The organism is Spirosoma fluviale, from assembly GCF_900230225.1.
In the GTDB taxonomy this organism is placed as follows: domain Bacteria; phylum Bacteroidota; class Bacteroidia; order Cytophagales; family Spirosomataceae; genus Spirosoma; species Spirosoma fluviale.
The window spans coordinates 223699-242271 of record NZ_OCNH01000009.1 but is presented as its reverse complement, the minus strand read 5'-3'; the positions used below and the strand labels follow the sequence as shown (position 1 = coordinate 242271).

General features: G+C 52.6%; 12 protein-coding genes. 1 reads left to right on the top strand and 11 read right to left on the bottom strand.

Going from position 1 to position 18573, the window contains the following annotated elements; all coding sequences use genetic code 11:
• Positions 1 to 402: 402 nt before the first annotated feature.
• From CRO74_RS30140 to CRO74_RS30090, 11 genes are all read right to left on the bottom strand, one after another.
• Positions 403 to 1917 (bottom strand): GH39 family glycosyl hydrolase, encoded by a 1515-nt coding sequence (locus CRO74_RS30140; protein WP_144036005.1) that lies wholly within the window; start codon positions 1915 to 1917, stop codon positions 403 to 405.
• Positions 1918 to 1985: 68 nt separating this feature from the next.
• Positions 1986 to 3839 (bottom strand): heparinase II/III domain-containing protein, encoded by a 1854-nt coding sequence (locus tag CRO74_RS30135; RefSeq protein ID WP_097131855.1) that lies wholly within the window; start codon positions 3837 to 3839, stop codon positions 1986 to 1988.
• Positions 3827 to 4858 (bottom strand): zinc-dependent alcohol dehydrogenase, encoded by a 1032-nt coding sequence (locus CRO74_RS30130; protein WP_097131883.1) that lies wholly within the window; start codon positions 4856 to 4858, stop codon positions 3827 to 3829. Before CRO74_RS30130 ends, CRO74_RS30135 begins: the two co-directional genes overlap by 13 nt.
• A gap of 146 nt (positions 4859 to 5004) precedes the next feature.
• On the bottom strand, positions 5005 to 5400 hold the full coding sequence (locus CRO74_RS30125) for a VOC family protein (RefSeq protein ID WP_097131853.1): 396 nt from the start codon (positions 5398 to 5400) through the stop codon (positions 5005 to 5007).
• Positions 5393 to 7597, bottom strand: a complete 2205-nt coding sequence (locus CRO74_RS30120) for a heparinase II/III domain-containing protein (RefSeq protein WP_097131851.1) — start codon at positions 7595 to 7597, stop codon at positions 5393 to 5395. The genes CRO74_RS30125 and CRO74_RS30120 overlap by 8 nt, the downstream gene beginning before the upstream one ends.
• A gap of 61 nt (positions 7598 to 7658) precedes the next feature.
• The gene (locus CRO74_RS30115) at positions 7659 to 8372 is read right to left on the bottom strand and encodes an RraA family protein (RefSeq protein ID WP_097131849.1); all 714 of its coding nucleotides are present in this window, start codon (positions 8370 to 8372) and stop codon (positions 7659 to 7661) included.
• Positions 8369 to 9070: an SDR family oxidoreductase gene (locus tag CRO74_RS30110; RefSeq protein ID WP_097131847.1), complete on the bottom strand. Its 702-nt coding sequence runs from the start codon at positions 9068 to 9070 to the stop codon at positions 8369 to 8371. The genes CRO74_RS30115 and CRO74_RS30110 overlap by 4 nt, the downstream gene beginning before the upstream one ends.
• 21 nt (positions 9071 to 9091) lie before the next feature.
• Positions 9092 to 10783: a sodium:solute symporter family protein gene (locus CRO74_RS30105; RefSeq protein ID WP_097131845.1), complete on the bottom strand. Its 1692-nt coding sequence runs from the start codon at positions 10781 to 10783 to the stop codon at positions 9092 to 9094.
• Between the two features lie 36 nt (positions 10784 to 10819).
• Positions 10820 to 12265 carry a GH39 family glycosyl hydrolase gene (locus CRO74_RS30100; RefSeq protein WP_097131844.1) on the bottom strand — a complete coding sequence of 482 codons (1446 nt, stop codon included), beginning with the start codon at positions 12263 to 12265 and terminating at the stop codon, positions 10820 to 10822.
• Between the two features lie 407 nt (positions 12266 to 12672).
• Positions 12673 to 14379, bottom strand: a complete 1707-nt coding sequence (locus CRO74_RS30095) for a RagB/SusD family nutrient uptake outer membrane protein (protein WP_097131842.1) — start codon at positions 14377 to 14379, stop codon at positions 12673 to 12675.
• 14 nt (positions 14380 to 14393) lie between these two features.
• On the bottom strand, positions 14394 to 17465 hold the full coding sequence (locus tag CRO74_RS30090; protein WP_097131840.1) for a SusC/RagA family TonB-linked outer membrane protein: 3072 nt from the start codon (positions 17463 to 17465) through the stop codon (positions 14394 to 14396).
• Between the two features lie 359 nt (positions 17466 to 17824).
• On the opposite strand from CRO74_RS30090, the gene CRO74_RS30085 reads away from it, so the two are divergent.
• On the top strand, positions 17825 to 18562 hold the full coding sequence (locus tag CRO74_RS30085) for an IclR family transcriptional regulator (RefSeq protein ID WP_097131838.1): 738 nt from the start codon (positions 17825 to 17827) through the stop codon (positions 18560 to 18562).
• Positions 18563 to 18573 lie beyond the last annotated feature (11 nt).

The following is an 18573-nucleotide window of genomic DNA, read 5'->3' as shown; positions in this document are numbered from 1 at the left end:
TGTTATTTAGGGAAAATAAAGCCTATTACTAAGCCGTATTAACCTGTGTAGCGTGTAAGACCTTTTCGACGAATTTTTTGCCAATTACACACGTCATGGACTTTCATAGATTAAATGCAAGTATACTTAGTTAATTATCAAGTGAAATGTACTGCAAATAGTTATATATAATATTTATAATTATGAATTGTTATTATACGGAAATAATAGTAATACTCAAGACTTAAACTAACTGTAGTAGTGTAACCATTCATTTAAATCAGATAGATATGCTGATTTACAGGTGATTATTGACCAAATAAGGTCAATAATCACCTGTAAATCAAAAAGTTAACACAAATTCGGAGCTATGTGTGTACCATAGCGTATTCACAGACAGTTCACTCCCGAATTTACGCTAACTTATTTCATGTTTACCAGACTCTTATCGGCAATTAGAATGGGCGCATCGTATACAGGAATGTCGGTAAACGTAAGCACGGTCCCCGTTTTTTTCCACTGGCTGGCCGGAATGTCATACACCCCCCCAGTGATGATGTCCACATATACCGGCTGATCGATATTGCCGTTGGCAAAGGTGAAGGTCAGCTTACGTGTTGCATTCGACTCCACTGGGATGAAATCGTCCGACCAGATGGTGTACAGCTGTTTTTTACTGTCTTTGTGCTGGTAGGCGTAAACGGCCAGACTCCGGTCGGTGCTGCGGGTATAAACCAGGTGGCTTTTGTCGGTCGGAATGTGAGCTTTGTTGTAAGACACCTCCAGATTTTTGACGCGTTGCAACGAGTGATCGAACAGAGCTGTCACGTTCTGAACAGCGTAATAGGCGATTTTGGGTCGAATCGCTTTTTTGGTTGAATCAGACTGGATCAGCCCTTTGTAATTGAGTCGGTGAATGGGTCCGTTGGTGTAGGCCATTTCGATAATGCCAAACACGCTTGTTTCAATATCATGACCCAGGTCACCCAGCATCCGGCGGGTATACCATTTAGCCTGCGTCAGCTCCGACCAGTCGTAATCGCCCAGCGCCCCACGCCCGAAACCCGGACTAGATGGCGCTCCGTTTTCGCCCTGCCGCAGTGGAATGTTCGGCGCGTATTTGTCCAGCACGGCCCGTAGTTGCATCACCTTTGGGTAGTGCGAATCGGGGTTATAGGTGTAGTCGTGGTAGGTAAAGTTATCGAACAGATTTATCTTCTTTTTCTCGGCCAGAACCTTAAAAAAGGCATCGGCATAGTCCAGCCCGATATGACCCAGCGACAGCCCCGACACCTTCGCTTCGGGTTGAATACGCTTGATGATGTCGATGGTACGGATGTTCATGGCTGCTGATTTTTCAGGCGTATTTTCCAGATTATCGCCAAAGTTGGGTTCGTTCCAGATCTCCCAGTCGACCACCTTGTTTTTGTAGCGTTTCACCAGGGCTTCCACCCAGCGATCCCAGGCCGCGAGAGCCTCGGGCGAGGTAGGTACCCCAGCCCCGAGGTTCGACCCGCCCCCATTGGGGTAGTTATGATTCCCGTAGGAGGTTTGCAACCAGGGTTTAAGACCGCGTTTGTGGGAATCGTCGATAATATGGTCGAGCCATGCCCAGTCGTATTGTCCTTTTATTTTCTCGGTCTTGTCCCACCCCGCCTGCATCCGCAAGCGTTTGATACCCAGCGGAGCAATGTATTCTTTAAATTGATCATAATCCGTAAAGTCCCGGTCCATTGTTTCGCAGCCAAGCAACCAGTTGGACGATTCGATTTCGCTGGTCGAGCGGGGTTTTACGCTGCCCAGATAAGGAAGGTCGATTTTGAACGATGTCTTGTTCCGGTCAGGGCCGGTGTTGATCTTTTGAGCGAAGGTGGTTTCATGGACGATCAGCCCAAAAACTGTCAGGCTTAACGCCCCTCTTATTACAAGTCGTTTCATATTGATTAGCTAAGCAAAGTTCTTAAAATGAGCGATAAATCTCCTGCTGGTTGTTGCATCTTTCTATGTCACTTCGCGGCTACGCTACCCGGTATAGCCTTTACCCGCAACGTATCTGTCTTCCCGGCAGCGGTTGTCCGTTTAACCACAATACGGGTTACCCCCGGATTGGGTGAATCCTGCAAAGCCAGCGCTCCGGAAACATCCTGAATCTCGACAATAGCTCCTTTTGGTTCAATCACCACCCCGAGCAATTGGCCATCCTGCCTCAGGAGTAGTCCCGTTGGTGTGCGCGTCACGATGGCTTTGGTCAGCCATTGCCAACTCACATCAACGGGTTGACTACCCGTTGTCCATTGATCCTCTATGCTTACCGAGCGGTCGGGATTGAGGGTTACGTTTCGCTGTACGCGTTCAACCTGATTCCGGTAGACGGGTGTTAAGTCGACCGAATTGCCCATACTCCCGTTTTTGGCGGGCAGCAGGCTAATTGGTGCATTGCCGGAAATGTTCTGATACGCCCCGCCGAAACGAAGGATATTGTGTCCTTCGGGACCAACCCGGAAGGTGGTCCAGCGGGTGCTGCTTTGCGCATAACTCCACAAATCCAGTTTAGCCGCCCGCATTTTGTCGTAGCTTTCGGTGCCCAGGTCGATAGCCCAACGAACGCCGTCGGCTTCGAGTACAAAACTACCCACGTCCATGTGTGCGTGCGAGTGGTTGGGCGTTCCGCCTTTGATAGCTACAAACGTCGCTTGGGGATCATTCCAGGCCGACCGCATCACGGCCATCGGCAAAACACCCTGCGATGTCCAGTGCCGGGGCGATGTGCTGGTTGATTTTCCTGCTAATTCCGGACTCCACCACAGCAGTTCAAATGGCGTATGGCGGTTGGAATATACGCTGCTTTTCGTGTTCGAGACAGCCGCCCGATACAACGCATGTACATCGGCAAGCTCCTGCCGGGCGAGGTCCGGCCGACGGGTTTCCCGTGCGAACCACAGCATGATGGGTTCGTTCTGGGTTTCGAGGTGATAGTCGGAATAGTTGAAGTCAAAGCCGCTCGGCCCCACCATTTGCAGGTTGTAATCGGCCGTTTTCAGGAAGCCGGGAAACGTCTCAAGCCCATGACTAGTACCCAAAGCCGAGCGTAAGGCTTCGATCAGCAGTACATGAAACGTGGTACCATACGACCAGTAGCTGGGGCCTTCGGGATAGGCTCCGTCGGGTGCGTAGACGGCTCCGGCATGAGGCACGTTTTTAATCGCCCGGTTGATGATCTTCTTCGCTAGTTCCGGTTCCCGTTCCGCAATAGCTAACGCACCTACTGTCAGACCGCCATGACAAACTTGTGTCCAGTTGAAATCGCCATCTACCCAACTCCCGCTTCCCCCGGAAACCTCCAGCGATGGCAACAAAGCGTTTTCAACAATGGCCCGCGCCAGTTGGTCGCGCTCGTCGGGAGGCAGCTCAGCATAGAGCCAGTCGAGGCCGATGCCTGCGGCCAGCGCCCCCTCGCCAACGTCCAGAAAGTGGTTGGGAGCCCAGTCGGGCAGGGCTGCGAGTTGCTTCAGTTCTTGCCGGGCACGAGTCAGAAACCGCTGATCGCCCGTGAGCCGGTAACTCATGGCCAGCGCAATAATACGTCCCTGCACCTCCCGCATTGGCCCAAATTTGAACCCTTTGGTAGGATAGACAATAGTGTCGGCGGTCAGATACTGTTCAGCGGTCCGCTGCACGTAGACCTTTAGTTGACTGGAAACCGAATCGTTCTGGTTTTTCAGCGAGACAAAGCGGGCGGCATTGGCAAACAAACGCGGATGATCGGGCACCGTCAATGCCTCAACCTGCGCCTGAGCACTAGCATACACGCCCAGCCAAACTGCCAGGAAAAACCAGAAAGGGATTCCTAGAGGTCGCATTGGAGCAGATATTTCATCCCGGCGGGATTATTGTCAATGGTTTCAAATACTGACTTAGCATCGGCCAGTGGCGAAATCTGCGTGATCAATGCGCCGAGTGGTAAGGTGCCCGGAGTGGATGCTTCCGATGCGGCCAGAGCGATAGCTTCCTCGAAGTCTTCGGGTTCATAGACACGAGCCCCGATCAATTTTAGTTCGCGCCAGAAGAAGCGGAACAGATCAACGGCCTTGGGCTCGGCATGGATGGCCACCATCACAATCCGGCCCCGAACACGCGGCAACTGCGTCATGGTCGTAACGCCCGCCTGCACACCCGACACTTCGAAAACGACATCGGCCATTGCACCCTTCGTAAAGTTCTCAACATGAGCGACCAGATCCGTATCTTTGGGGTTTACCGTTGCCAGCCCCATCGACTCAGCCAATTGCAAACGCGCTTCGTTGACTTCCGAAATCAGCACATTCGCGCCTTTCTGGCGGGCCACCAACGCGATCAGCATTCCGATGGGTCCACCACCAATGATAACGACGTTTTCACCCGCCTTCACCTCACCAAGCCGTACATCGTGACAGGCCACGGCCAGCGGTTCAACCATTGCCCCAATGGTGAGCGGCAGATTGTCGGGTAGTCGGTGAAGGGTGTTGGCCGGTACGTTCCAATACTGCTGCATGCCGCCGGGCGTGTCGATGCCGATAAACTTCAGGTTCTGCCCAATATGACGAACGCCGTTATCGACGGCCATTGCCTGACCCGGCTTAAGGGGCCGAACCGTTACCCGGTCGCCCACCTGCCAGCCCGAAACACCCTCACCTACCACGTCGATCTCAGCCGACACTTCGTGACCGATCACCTGCGGCAGAGTCAGCCGCTGGGCCATAGCGCCGTGGTAAATATGCACGTCGGTGCCGCAAACGCCACAGTACGCCACCTTCAGACGGACCTCGCCGGGGGCTACCGGCTGCAGGTCAACGTCCTGTAAATCAAATGTTTTATTTCCTGTGAATTGGAGTGCTTTCATTGGTTTTGTTTTTGTGTTGTAGAGACGCATCCTTGCGTCTCAGCATGCGTCAGCAATAGGTTGCCGAATGGTACGCTGGTAGATGACGTTGACTCGTGTGGGCTGATGCGTTATTGCTTACGCATGTGAGACGCAAGGATGCGTCTCTACAGTAATACCTGTCTTTCCAATATCTGCAACATATTCCCGTCGGGATCAAACAGGTTGCGGACTTTGCCGCCACCAATGGCGTTGATGACCGAGCCGCCCCAGACAACGTGTTTCGTGTCCAGAAAGGCGATGGCTTCGTCGATGTTTTCGACCCGCAAAGCCAGATGCGACCAGCCGGGGGTCCAGGTAGTGCGTTCTGGCCGGGCGGTGTCGTCTTTGGGCATCACTTCCAGCAAGGTACCATCGGGGGCTTTAAGCATCCAGACGGGCTTCTCGTGTTTGAACCACTTTTCGTAGCCAAATACCTCGCAGTACCAGTCGGCAAGCTGCTCGACGTCATTGGCCGCTACGCCGGGGTGATCGATTCCTTTTATAATTAGTGACTTACTCATTGGCTACAATTCGATTCAGTGAATACGTATCATTTTCCTGCCGAAGTACATCCCAACGTCGCCCATGCCCCGAAACGATCGAAAGCTGATTAGCTTCTTCATCCTGTACGATCAGCGTCCACTTTTTCTGCCCATTCGACAGCGTGAATGCATTTCCTTCCTCGGTTAATGCCCAGCGATCCAGTACAATGGCATCGTCGAGGGCAATGGCGTGCAAAACCGTACGGGTAGTTGCCGGTGCCGATTCTGTCCAGCGGTAGAGCAGGCCACTACCGGGTTTCCCTTCGCCGTATTGATTCGGCTCTACGTGATATGCGTCATGGACGTACCCGTAAACGGGGTGCCCGATTTTACCCCTACCACAGTGAAAGAGCTTCATACCGGCCTCATTACGCCGGACCGTCAGGCACGCAGGTTGTGTGTCGACCTGCGCTTGTCCATCGCGGTTATTAACGAGCCAGTTCCACACCGTAGTAACGGGTTGGGTCGCTTCGATCCGGTCAACGACGAACAAGACATTACTGCCTGCCATGAGCCAGAACCGTGAAAAGCGTTGAATAGGCGCACCACAGGCTTTACCGATCTCCGAGCCAACGACCGAGACCACATCGTCGCGGTCAACCAGCAACCGCCGATTTTTCCGGTCGACTGGCGGGCCGGGTACACCGTTGACCAGTAACCGCCGAGGCAGCACGCTTTTCTGCTCCAGCATGGTCGATTTAGCCATGTCTTCCTGCAAACCCAGCGTTTCTGCTTCCACTAAAAAGGTGCAGGTGTTGTGTGTTTGCGTGCTGCTCTCCAGTCCGTGAATCAGGTTTCGGTAGCAGCTATGGCCGGGGTCGACCAACAACCGTTCACGGTTGTAAACGAGAATGAAACTGTTGAGGTCGCCATGCAAATGACCGGGGCCATGCAGTCCATCGCCCCCACCGTTAATGGCTACGATGGTTCGACCCCCGCTGGAGCCGGGCAGGCTCCCGCCGGGGCGGGACAGGCTGTCCCAGGCGTCGCGCATGAAGGTGTGGCCGTTACTGAAGGCCGTTGTCAAGGGCAAACCCACTTCCTGCGGACTAATGGCTTTTGTTTCGTAGGTCAGCAGCGGCAGGGTCAGAAAACCCCAATCGTTGTGCATCCCAAAGGTGGCTAACTCATGAGGCCCTTGGGTTGGACCGGGGCGACGCTCGCTGGGTTCGTAATAGATGGTAAACAGGCCCCTCGCCAGTTGCTTTTCGTCGTCGGTTCCGGCGCGAACGGCCAGGTGTAGTAATAAATCGCCGGAAGGGCGGAACAGAGCCGCGCTATCGTTGAAATTGGCCGCACGGGCACGGGGTTCGTTGCCCCAGTCATATCCGTTACCACCCGACAGTGGTTTGGCGTAGAACATACTGCTGACTACCCACCGGATTCCCTTTGCATACGTACCGACGTCGAGCAAAGCTGCTTTTTCCGGGTACGTTCGGCTCAGCGATTCGTAGGCCATCATCAGCGCAAAGGCCAGGTAATTGCCGTATTGCAACGACTCGCCGTAGGAGCCGTCGGGCTGAAACGCCAACGCGCACCGCTGCCACTCCGAGACGTATTCATCAACTAGTTCATCGTTTCCCAATACCGATGCCGCTACCAGCACACCCGACATCAGGATACCCCGCCAGTTGGCTAGATGCGTATTTTTGTCGATCCACCGCCGACAGAGCACAATTCCTTTTTCGGTCAGCGCCTGCCGTATCTCGGCTTGTTCCGACTCAGAAAAGGCATCGCGGGCCAGATCATAAACCGCACTCAACGCCCAGCACAAATGCGCCGTTTCGAGGTGGCCCGTCAGCGGGTCAGAATGGTCGCGGAATGCCGGGCCAACCCAGTCGTAGGCAGATGTACGGGCAATGTCGAGCGTAACGGTGCGTAACCAGACGGCTAATTTTTCTTCCGGAAACAGCGCATACAACATGGCGGCATCCGACAGGTACTCGGCCGCCGGGTAATACCAGGCTACGGTGGCGTCAGGCCCCAGCAACCCCTTCGTGGCAACCCGTTCATAGACGCGTTTATATAGAGCCGCATAGAAACGACTCACCAGCGGGTCACCAGCCTGCAGCGACGCTTTAATACGCTGATGTTCAGAAGACGATAAAAAGCGACTGTTCGGTTTGCTTTCCTTATTTATTTCTTTTTCCAGCACGTTGTTTTGTCGTTCGTTCATTAGCAAAATTGCTGACGCATGTGAGACGCAAAGTATTGCCGGTCCGCCGGCGCGGTCTCTACTAGAAATAACCCCCGTTTTTCACGACGTCGGTTGGTTTCATGCCGCTTTCGACCATCTCCCGGATTTCGTCTTCCTTGTGCAGGATTTTCTCAGCTGCCAGCAACACATCATAGGCGATGTTCTGCGGAATCGAGATCACCCCGTCGATGTCGCCGAATACCCAGTCGCCGGGCTTTACCGTTACCTCGCCCATGAGAACGGGCTTTTGGTAGTGGTGCATCCGAAACCGACCAAGCATGCCTGTGTTGGCTTTGTACTTATGAAAAACCGGGAAACCCAGTTCCAGAATCGCCTGCGTGTCGCGGATGCCGTTCACCACCGCACCCCGGCAACCGGCTTTTTTGGCAGCCATGGTCATGACTTCACCCCATTGCGAAGTGACGGTATCGCCCGTACAATCCCAGACAACCACCGAATCTTCGTGCAGGTCTTCGAGCATCTGGGCGCGCATTTCAAACTCACCGTCGGTGGTGATATCAGGGCCGCCTTTCACGGTGAAGGCCAGACCAGCCATTTTCATCGACTCGCGAAGGGGCGCAAAATCGGGGGGCAAACTGGTGGCATGCATGTTGTAGTTGAACCGCAGCACATCGTTGACCGCACCGGTGTAGAGCCGCAAATAGCGTTCGCGCATCTCGGCAACCGCGATGGGAAAAGGTGATGCCGCCAGGTCGTGGCCGCTGCCATTCAAAGGGAGTGTGTTTGTAATCATCCTGCCAGAAAATTCATATTGTCGAAATTGATTTCACGGATCACCACGTAATCCGGTTGGTTGAGCACGAACGTAATCACATTCGCGACGTCCTCTACCTTTAAAAACTTCTCGCGGGGCACCTTGCGATCGCCCCAGTAATCGCTGTCGGTCGGGCCGGGGTTCACGTCGGTCACTTTAATACCTTCCTTGATCACCTGATCGGCGAGGCCGCTGCTCAGACCACGGGCCCCAAATTTTGAGGCCGCATAGACAGGCGCGTTGGGATTGGTGCGCTGACCGGCCATCGAGATCACCGTCATGATGTGGCCTTTCTTCTTTGGCTTCATCACTTTCAGGGCTTCGCGATTGCAGAGGAAAACGCCCCGCATATTCACGTTGACCATCTGTTCGTACACCTCCAACTCGGTCAGCGAGAGGTCGGTGGTAAGTACGCCCATGCCCGCGTTGTTCAACAACACGTCGATGGTTCCGAAAGCGTCGATACAGGCGGCAAACCCCGCCTGAACGTCGGCTTCTACACTCACATCACCCTTAAAGGAACGCAGGTTTTCGTGTTGCACTTCGTCGGTAAGCTGACGGGTACGGCTAAAATCAAAGACTTTAGCGCCATTGTCGAGCAGTTGCAGCGCCGTGGCTTTGCCAATACCGCCCGATGCGCCGGTAATGAAAATGACTTGCGAATTGAGGTAACTCATGCTTTTTAGGTTGTAATTCGATTAATGTAAGGTTGTCTCTTTGGCTTCTTCCTTTATAATGGCCGCTACTCGCCGGGCCTGATACCATAAAAAAGCGGAGAGGATCAGGCATAAAACACCGGCTACCAGCGCCAGTTGTCCGCTCAGCATAGCACGCGATGGGAAACCCATGATGACGAACATCAGGCCGGTCAGCCCGAAGGCGATGCCGTACATGAGTTTGATGGCATCTTTGAAAACGTCCTGATCGGCGTTATCCGGCTCAGGCACAAAGGGGATGGTCAGCTTATGGAAAAAGGCGTTGACTTTAGTATTGTACACCACATCTTTCGATGGAAAGAAACCCGACACGATGAAGATGACGGTACAAAACGTAATTTCGATCAGGGTGGCTACCTCCCAACTAATGCCCTTGTTCATGTTCAGCACGAAGCCGAGGGCAGTTCCCAGAAACAGGGTTGCCAATGCGCCCCAAGGCTGCGGTTTGCGGAGGAGAATGCCGAAAATAACCGGCACGATCATGGGCACGGCAAAGACACCAGCCAGGAGTTTATTCGCTTCAAACGCACCCCCGAAACCGCCCACGAACAACGCGCCGACCGTGACGATGAAACCCACGAGCAATGTCATCAGCCGACCTACCAGCAGCGATTCTTTACCACTGGCATTGGGCCGGAACACGCGCTGATAAATGTCGCGGGTCAATACGCTGGCGGTCACGTTGTACTCGGCACTCAGCACCGACATCGTGGCCGCAAACATGGCCGCAATCATCAAGCCCATGATACCTTCGGGCAGGAGCTTCAGGCAGAGACTTACATAAGCCATTTCGGGATTTTCGAGCTTCGGCAAAATGACCTTGGCGGCCAGCGGTGGGAAGAGGAAAATGACGGGAAAAATGAAGAACAAAACAGCCGATAAAATGGCCAGTTTTTGTCCGTCGGTTTCGTTTTTGGCGCTGTAGAAGCGCTGAATAAACGTCCAGTTGCCGCTGTACCGAATAATGATCAGCACGTAATAAGCGACCAGAAAAAGGGGCATGCCTTTTTTGCCGTTGAACCACGTCATATTCTGCGGCATCACGGCCTGCATGTTTTCGAAACCACCGGCAGCATTATAGGCCAACGGCACCAGAATCAGCGTGGCAAAAAACAGGATCACAAACTGCACCACGTCCGTAACGATCACCGCCCAGAAACCGCCGACCACCGTGTAGAGCGTCACGACAATACCGCACACGATCACGGCTGTCTCGAACGGAATACCCGACGCGGCCGTCACAAACAGGCCAATCGAATACAGCTTGATCATGTCGTCGAGCAGCTTGAAAGCCACACCGCTCCACGAGAAAATCTGCCGGATGGGTGCGTTATAGCGGGTTTCCAGGAATTCGACGGGGCTTAGAATACCCGCCCGTTTCCAGCGTTTGGCGAAGAAAAAAACGGCAATCAGCGACGGGAAGATGGTGCTCCACAACACCGTAATCGCCACCAGTCCATCGGAATAGGCGATGCCCGCGTAGGCCACAAAAATGAAGGTACTGAACTTGGTCATGAAATTGCTGATTCCCCCCGCAATCCACGAAACGCCACTTCCTCCTTTGAAATAGTCGTTGATATTTTTAACAAATCGGCCGAGGAAAATACCGATGCCCGACATCATAATCATGTACAGGACAATAGCCGTGTAATCGAGCGCTTTAAGTTGACTCATGTTTACTTAAGGGTTCAGAGGGCAAAACATAACCAATCAGTATAAAAGATTAATAGCCGATTTATCAGCAATCAGGACGGGCGAATCGTACACTGGTATTCCGCTAAACGTGTACCTACTTCCCGTTTTCCGCCACTGCTTTTTTGGGATTTCGTAGACATGCCCCGTCAGCAGATCGACCCAGACGGGCGCGTCGAAATTTCCGTTTTGGATCGTAATGTCGATAGGCGTTGTCTTGAACAGATTGCTGGGCGTTTTGCTGTCTAACCAAACAGAGACAACCTGCTTTTTTCCCGCTTTCTGCCGGTAACCGAACAAAGAAATTGACTCGTTTGCGGTTGTTGTCGCGTTGAAATCGGGTATTAACTCCAGGGAGTTATCGAACACGGAGGTCACATTCTGCACGGCGTAGTAAGCAATTTTTGGGCGGATAGCAGCTTTGCTCGTATCCGATTCAATAAGTCCTTTTTTATTCAGCACCGCGTTTTTGCCCCAGTCATAATAAATATCAATGATGGTAAATACCGACGTTTCAATGTCGCGGCCCAGATCGCCCAGCAATCGGCGGATATCATATTTAGCCTGTGTGTACTCGGTCCAGTAATATTTGTCGAGCGCAAAACTGGGAATGTACGTCGAGGGCGCACCGTTTTCGCCCTGGCGCAGCAACAGCGTTTTCGAGTATTTCCCGATCACGGCTTTCAATGACATGACGCCCTTATACGACTCTTCGGGCCGGAAGTTGTAGCTGTGATATGAAATCCAGGTAAATAAGTCCAGCTTACCCCGGTCGCTGATCACTTTCAGAAAACGGTCCAGATACACGGTATTACTATTCGAGGCAAAGGCCAGTCCGGCAATTTTGGCATCGGGCTGAATGCGTTTGATAATGTCGGCGGTGCGGATGTTGAGTTCGGCGGTCGTCTCCGGCTCGATCTTCTGCATGGGGTGATCCGGTTCATTCCAGATTTCCCATTCATGCACCCGATCTTTATAGCGAGTCACGAGAGCCTCCACCCAGCGGTCGTAGGCAGCATAGCCTTCGGGCGAGGTCATCAGGCTATTCAGCAGATTGGTGCCGCCCCCGCCTTCATAGATCGGGTTACCGTAGGACGTTTCGAGCCAGGGTTCAATTTTGTTGGCCACGGCAAAGTCGATGATTTCATCGAGCCATTTCCAGTTGTAGACCCCCTTTACTTTTTCGCACTTGGCCCAACCCGCCTGTAGCCGGATTTTCTTGGCTCCAAGTGGCCCCAGGTAGGCTTTATAGGCGTTAAAATCAGTGTGGTTCCGATCTACTGTTTCGCAGCCAACCGTAATGCGCGACGAGGCAATATCTTTGGTCGACCGTGGCTTCAGCGTGCCAATTCGTTTAAATTCGACCGACAACGGCGTTTTGACCCGCTCGGTAGAGGTATCAATGAACTGGGCGCAGACGCTGCCCGACAGGAAAAGAAAGTATGTGAGTAATGTATTTTTCATAATTTTTTATGTAGAGACGCAATACTTTGCGTCTCATCCGGCGTCAGCAATTAGTTAATCGGTGTACTATCTGAAGAAACGATTCATCGGTGTACCATCCGGCAATTAATTAATTGGTGTACCATCCGGCGGTGAGCCGCAAGGGATTGCGGCTCTACAAAATCGATTCCTCAACAATCAATATCGAAATCTCGTCTGCCTTCGTCTGGGCCGAGCGCGTTTGGCAAAGCAAGAGACTGACGGCAAAAAACAGGCGGCTAATCATAACAGTATCAGGAAGGAGCTATATGAGCTATAGATAAAGGTGAGGTTTACAAAAAAGGCCGGCGGGATTCTCTCCGCGTCGGCGACCCGGCGGCCTTTCATTACCAACAGCACGGGCTGCCCCGCTATTACTACTAATCTGCTTAGTACCCTGGATTTTGCTCCAGCTTCGCGTCTTTATTGGCTTCGATTTCGGAGAACGGAATCGGGAACAGCGCGTGGAAATCCTGAATATTGGGCGCGTTGAGTGGGTTGTATTTTTTCACCCGCTCCACCAGCTTACCCATTCGAGACAGGGTTACGCGACGGTCTTCTTCAAAAATCAGCTCACGGGCGCGTTCGTCCAGAATGTAATCCAGAGTGACCTCGGCGGGCGTGACGGGCTTCGCCTTGGCCCGGTTACGGATCAGGTTAATGTCGGCAGCGGCCTGGGTGGCATTGCCCTTCAGCAGGTGTGCTTCTGCCCGGAGTAGGATGGTTTCGGGCAACCGAATCTGGTACATATCCCGGAAAGTAGGCCCTGCTGTTGTTTTTAGCGTCAGCTTGGTGGCATCCTGTACAATGCCCGCCGGGTGCTGACCGGGCGTAGTTACTTTCGAGGGGTACGGGTACCACCGCCAGCTTGCCGCCACCCAGTTGGGAGCCGGGAAGTCGATCAGGCTCTTCCCGACGAAATTGGGCGAAGCCGGGTTGGTATACACGAAATCACGCACGATGTTGAACGGCGAGGTGCGAATGTCGGTGAGCGACGCGTCCAGTTTGCGGTTGTCTTTTTTCGGGTCCAGGCCCCATATGTCGTAGGTCCAGTAATCGGATGGACGTACAAACGAAACCCCGCGTCCGCCACTGTTCAGGGTCGATGCTGAGGCATTGTCGAGCAGGGCCGCCCGCCCGCTGGGGTCCGAGATGGAGAAAACGGCCGGTGCCACTACCCGTTCGAGGTTATTGAGGGGGCTTCCCGACGACGTCAGTGCCCCGCCAATCACGTCTAACTCGTACTGAATCACCCAGATCGCTTCCATATTTCCCGACTTCCGGTTCTGGTTACCCACCCGGAACAAGTCGTAGAACACGTCGCCGGGCTGGGTACGCAGACTTCCAAATCGGTCGGTCATCAGGCGCAGGTTCGATTTTTCGATTACCTCGGTCGCAGCCGCAATTGCTTTATCGTAGTCTTTTAGGGCAATGTACGTTTCGGCCAGCAGGTGGTTGGCCACAGGCTTGCTCAGTTTACCGTCGCGCACGACGTCTATGGCGGGCAAATTGGTGGCGGCATCGGTTGCATCGACAATGATTTGCTGAAGAACCTGGTCTCTGGTAGCTCGCGTAAAATTGGCGGTAGGCGTGTTTACCTCATCCAGAATAAGCGGCACGCCCCCGTATAAATGCACCAGTTTATGGTACGCATAGGCCCGGAACAGTTTAGCCTCGCCCCCAATCACTTTCTTCTGTGTTTCGGTGAGAGCCGACGTAACTACGCGTGCAATGATGGTGTTGGTGTTGGCGATGACCTTGTACCACCGAATCCAGTGTTGCCGGGGAATATCGCCCTGTGGCGTGAGCGAGACTGTATAATTGCCCAATCGGGACTGATCCAGGCGGGCGTTGAAGGCAATATCGGTACCCAACACCTCCGAGTACAGGTTTGCCCCGCCATCGACACTCTGAATGGCCCGGACGCGGGCGTATAGATCCGTCAGGGCGGCATTGAAGTTCCCTTCGGTGATAAACGAGTTTTCGGGACTGTAAAAATCCAGCGGCACTTCGTTCAGAAATTCGTCTTCTTTACAACCTGCCTGAAACAGCATCACACCAGCCAGGAGCGCGATTTTAAATAAGTTCTTTTTCATAGTGATAGCAGGAATTAAAACGTGATGTCGAGACCTAACGAGTAAGATCTCAATACGGGAAATGCGTTGATCGACGTTACGCCGAGGGCGGTGTTGACCCCATTGGCCGGGCCGCCAACCGGGAATAGCGTGGTGTTGGTTTCGGGGTCCCAGCCTTTCCAGTTGGTGAACGTCAGCAGGTTTTTGCCGCTCACGAACACTTTGCAGTTGGCCGCTCCGATTTTCTTTGCAATGGCATCGGTCAGGCTATACGAGAGAGAAATATCCTGCAAGCGTACAAAATTACGCTGCACATACTCACGGCCTCCGGCGGGAGTAGGCACCCACGGGTTGGGGTGAATGCCACCGGTGTTACGGGGCGACCAGAAATCCGTAAAATCGAACCAGTTTGAGTTGGTCGCCTGCCCCGGCGTACCGTTGTAGCCATACGGGAAGTTGGGGCTCAGGTAGCTGTTACTGCCGCCCTGAATGGAGTTGACAAACGCCCGGAGCGTCAATTGCTTATAAGATACCGTATTCTGAATACCAAATTGATAGGCCGGTTCGGTGTTGCCCAGAATCTGCCGGTCATCGGCGGGGGTAATTTTACCGTCTTTGTTTACGTCTTCAATCCGGTACGTACCCGCCTGAAAGCCAGACAGTTTTTCGTCGGCCAGTTGGTAGATGCCCTGCGTTCGGTAGTCGTAGATGGTTCCGATGGGCCGACCAATAAACAGGCTGCTCGCCACAAGGTCGTCTTCAATGCCATCGTTGTTTTTGTCTTCGCCCAGAATGGTAACCACTTTGTTCCGGTTTTGGGTGAAGTTGACCGTCACGTCCCAAGTGAAGTTTTTGGTCTGTACCGGTTTTGCGTGCAGCATGAACTCAAAACCGGTGTTGTTGATCTGTCCCAGGTTAGTAAATACGTTGGAGAAGCCCGACGTTTGGGGAAGGGTTTGCTGCCAGAGCAAATCGTTGGTGTTCGAGTTGTAATACTCGATATTACCGTCGATTCGGTTTTTCAGGATGGCAAAATCAAGGCCAATGTTGATACCACGGGTACGTTCCCAGCGCAGGTCAGCGTTGGCCAGTGATGACACCGACCGCCCAATGGCTGTCAGTCCGCCGTCGCCAAACACATACTTGGAATCGTCGGTAGAGGCTACCCGCGCCAGCGAGCTATAACGCCCCACTTTGTTGCCGTTTTCGCCATAGCTACCTCTGATTTTCAGGTAGTCGATACCGGGCACTTTAAAGAACTTTTCTTCCGAGAGCACCCAGCCCAAGCCAATCGAGGGGAAAATGCCGGTCTTGTTATTCTTCGAGAAACCGCTAAAACCATCCCGCCGAACGGTTGCTTTGATCAGGTATTTGCCACCGTAGTTGTAGGCCACGCTGCCCATCTGATAAAGCAGCGCTTCTTCCCAGGCTTCCGATGAAATCTTTTGTACCTCTGCCTGTTGCAGACTGTTATACGATAGATTCAAGTCAGAAAAGCCGGTACCGGAAGCGACCGTACGGTCAAATTTCGAGGTGTTGTAGCCGTATACAGCCGTAGCGTTGATGCTGTGCTTGCCAAAACTGCGGGTGTAGTTAAAAATATTGTCGATCGTTTGTTCATACTGGGTGGCATCATTCTTAGCCGCCGAACCCGTTTGACCAGCCCCGTAAATACTCGACGTGTAGTTTTTGAAGAATTTCAGGTTGTTACCAAAGTTCAGCCGGTAGCTGAAACCGGGCACCGCCGGAATCCGGACGATGCCGTAGAAATTACCCACTAACCGACTCTGCACTTCGTAGCGGTCATTTTCGGCCGACAAAAACGGATTGACGTTGAAATCGCCGATGGGGTTGATGACGTAGTTTCCGTTGGCATCGCGGGGCGTTACCAGCGGGTTTGTACCCACAATGGAGTTCATATCGGGCGCGTCTTTGAAGAAGTTCGTGAACGACCCCGACGTGTTGGCCCCCAGCGTGAGCCACTTCGTTACCTCGGTATCCAGGTTGATCCGCACGGTATAGCGGCCATAATCGTCATTTTTAATGAAGCCCTTCTCCCGCGTGTAGCCACCCGACATAAAATAATTGGTCTTTTCGGACCCGCCCGATACGCTCAGGTTATGGCTTTGAATGGCTGAGTTCTGCGTCAGTTCGCCATACCAGTCATAATCATTGCCCGCGTTTACACCCGCCAGCGAAACGGGAAACAACTCCGAGTTGGCAAATGTCCAGGATGAGTTAGGTGCCGTATAGCCCGATTCTTTGGTGAAAGCGGTCAGGTAATTTATATCCCGTATTTTTTCCAGAAACGCATCCCGGCGCAGCAATGTAGCATTCACCGTGGGTGACGATACGGCGAAATTCCCTGAATAGGTGATGGATGGCTTGGTAGCCGCCCGGCCTGTTTTGGTGGTGACCAGCACCACCCCGTTTGCCGCCTGTGAGCCATAAACCGCCTTACTACTCGGGTCTTTCAGCACATCGACACTGGCTACATCGGCGGGGTTGATGTCGGACAGCCGACCGTTGAAAATGAGCCCATCGACAATGATCAGGGGAGCCGTATTGCCGTTGAGCGTCGATGTTCCCCGGATATTGATGGCAGGTTCATCACCAGCCCGGTTGGTTTGGCTGATGGTTAGGCCCGGTAGCGAACCCTTCAGCGACTGGAGAATACTCACGTTGGGCGACTCTTTGAACGCCACCAGATCGGCAGAAGCAATGGAACCGGTCAGGTCTTTGCGCTGCTGTGTGCCATACCCCACAACCACCACCTCGTTCAGGGTCTTATCGTCGGGGGCCAGCTTGATATCAATGACCGACTTATTACTGACCGGAATTTCCTGATTTACGTAGCCAACATATGAAGCAACCAGAACGGCACTGGCCGATGGAGCCGACAGCCGGTAGGTGCCTTCAGCCGTTGTCGTTGTTCCGTTGGTTGTACCCTTAATCAATACAGTTACGCCTGGTAATGCCTGACCGGTTTCGTCGGTTACACGGCCCGTTACAGTCAGGGGAGTTTGCGCCAGTAGCTTGCCTACCATCAGTAACCAGACCAACCCTATTAGCGTGGCCCGGCTTCGATAAAGTGAGAGGTTATCCATAGGGGTCTTCTTTTAATTTATCATTATGAAATTACAATTCAATAATGCAATACTATAATGATTTAAGAAATCACCCAAATCTTTTCACTTATTTATTTTTTTTGGTATTTTTCACAGAATGTCATTGGTTCGAAAATTTATACCTTATGGCCTTTTTAGCCAATGAATAGGCCATTTTATATTAGAATAATACAATATAACCTATCTTACCCATAAAACTGATTTTGTCTTTTAACATCAACAAACTATTATTACATTTACTATCACGATGATAAATTAAGGCTCTATTCGTGGAGTAGAGCCTGGAGCCGAAAGAAATAATCTATACAGGCCGAAACTGGCGGCCATTGCAAAGAGATATGGTATTAGTTGTTGTTAAAGCACTCGATATTCTGGAGTTTATCGCCCGTGACCCAAGCAGGGCCTATTCATTGACGGAGATTGCGGAAGGGCTGGGTATGCATCAGGCTACCTGCGTCAATATTCTGCAAACGCTGGTGGAGAAAGGTTATCTGGAACATCTGGGTCGGAAAAAAGGCTACCGACTGGGGCCGATGGCCTACAACCTGACGAATAATTTATCCTACAGCCAGAATCTGATCCTGGCAGCCAAAGACGTCATGGAGGCCTTAACGGCTCAGCTGAATGAGACGTCCATTCTGGGTATCATCCGGAATCAGAAACGATTTGTCATTCATCTGGTCAACAGTGACCAGGACTTACAGGTCCGGAGTCGTTCGGAGCGTAATATTTATGAAACAGCCAGCGGCCGGTTACTCCTGGCATATATGCCGCAAAAGGAGCGCGATAACCTTCTCCAAAGTGTTGGCCTGCCATCGGCAGATGTCTGGCCGGAAGCGACGAATACCACAGCTCTCGATAAAGCCCTGACCGACATCCGGGCCAAGGCATTGGCCGTTACCTATTCAAAAACACATATAATCGGGTTAGCGGTACCCGTTCGAAAAGGCGATCTGGTTATTGCCAGTTTAAGCATTTTTCTACCCGAAATCCGTTGCTCACCAGCCCGTCAAACTGAGATTGTCCAGGCCTTGCAACAGTCGGCACAACTAATAAATGAACGGCTGGATGCGTGATTAGCATAAGA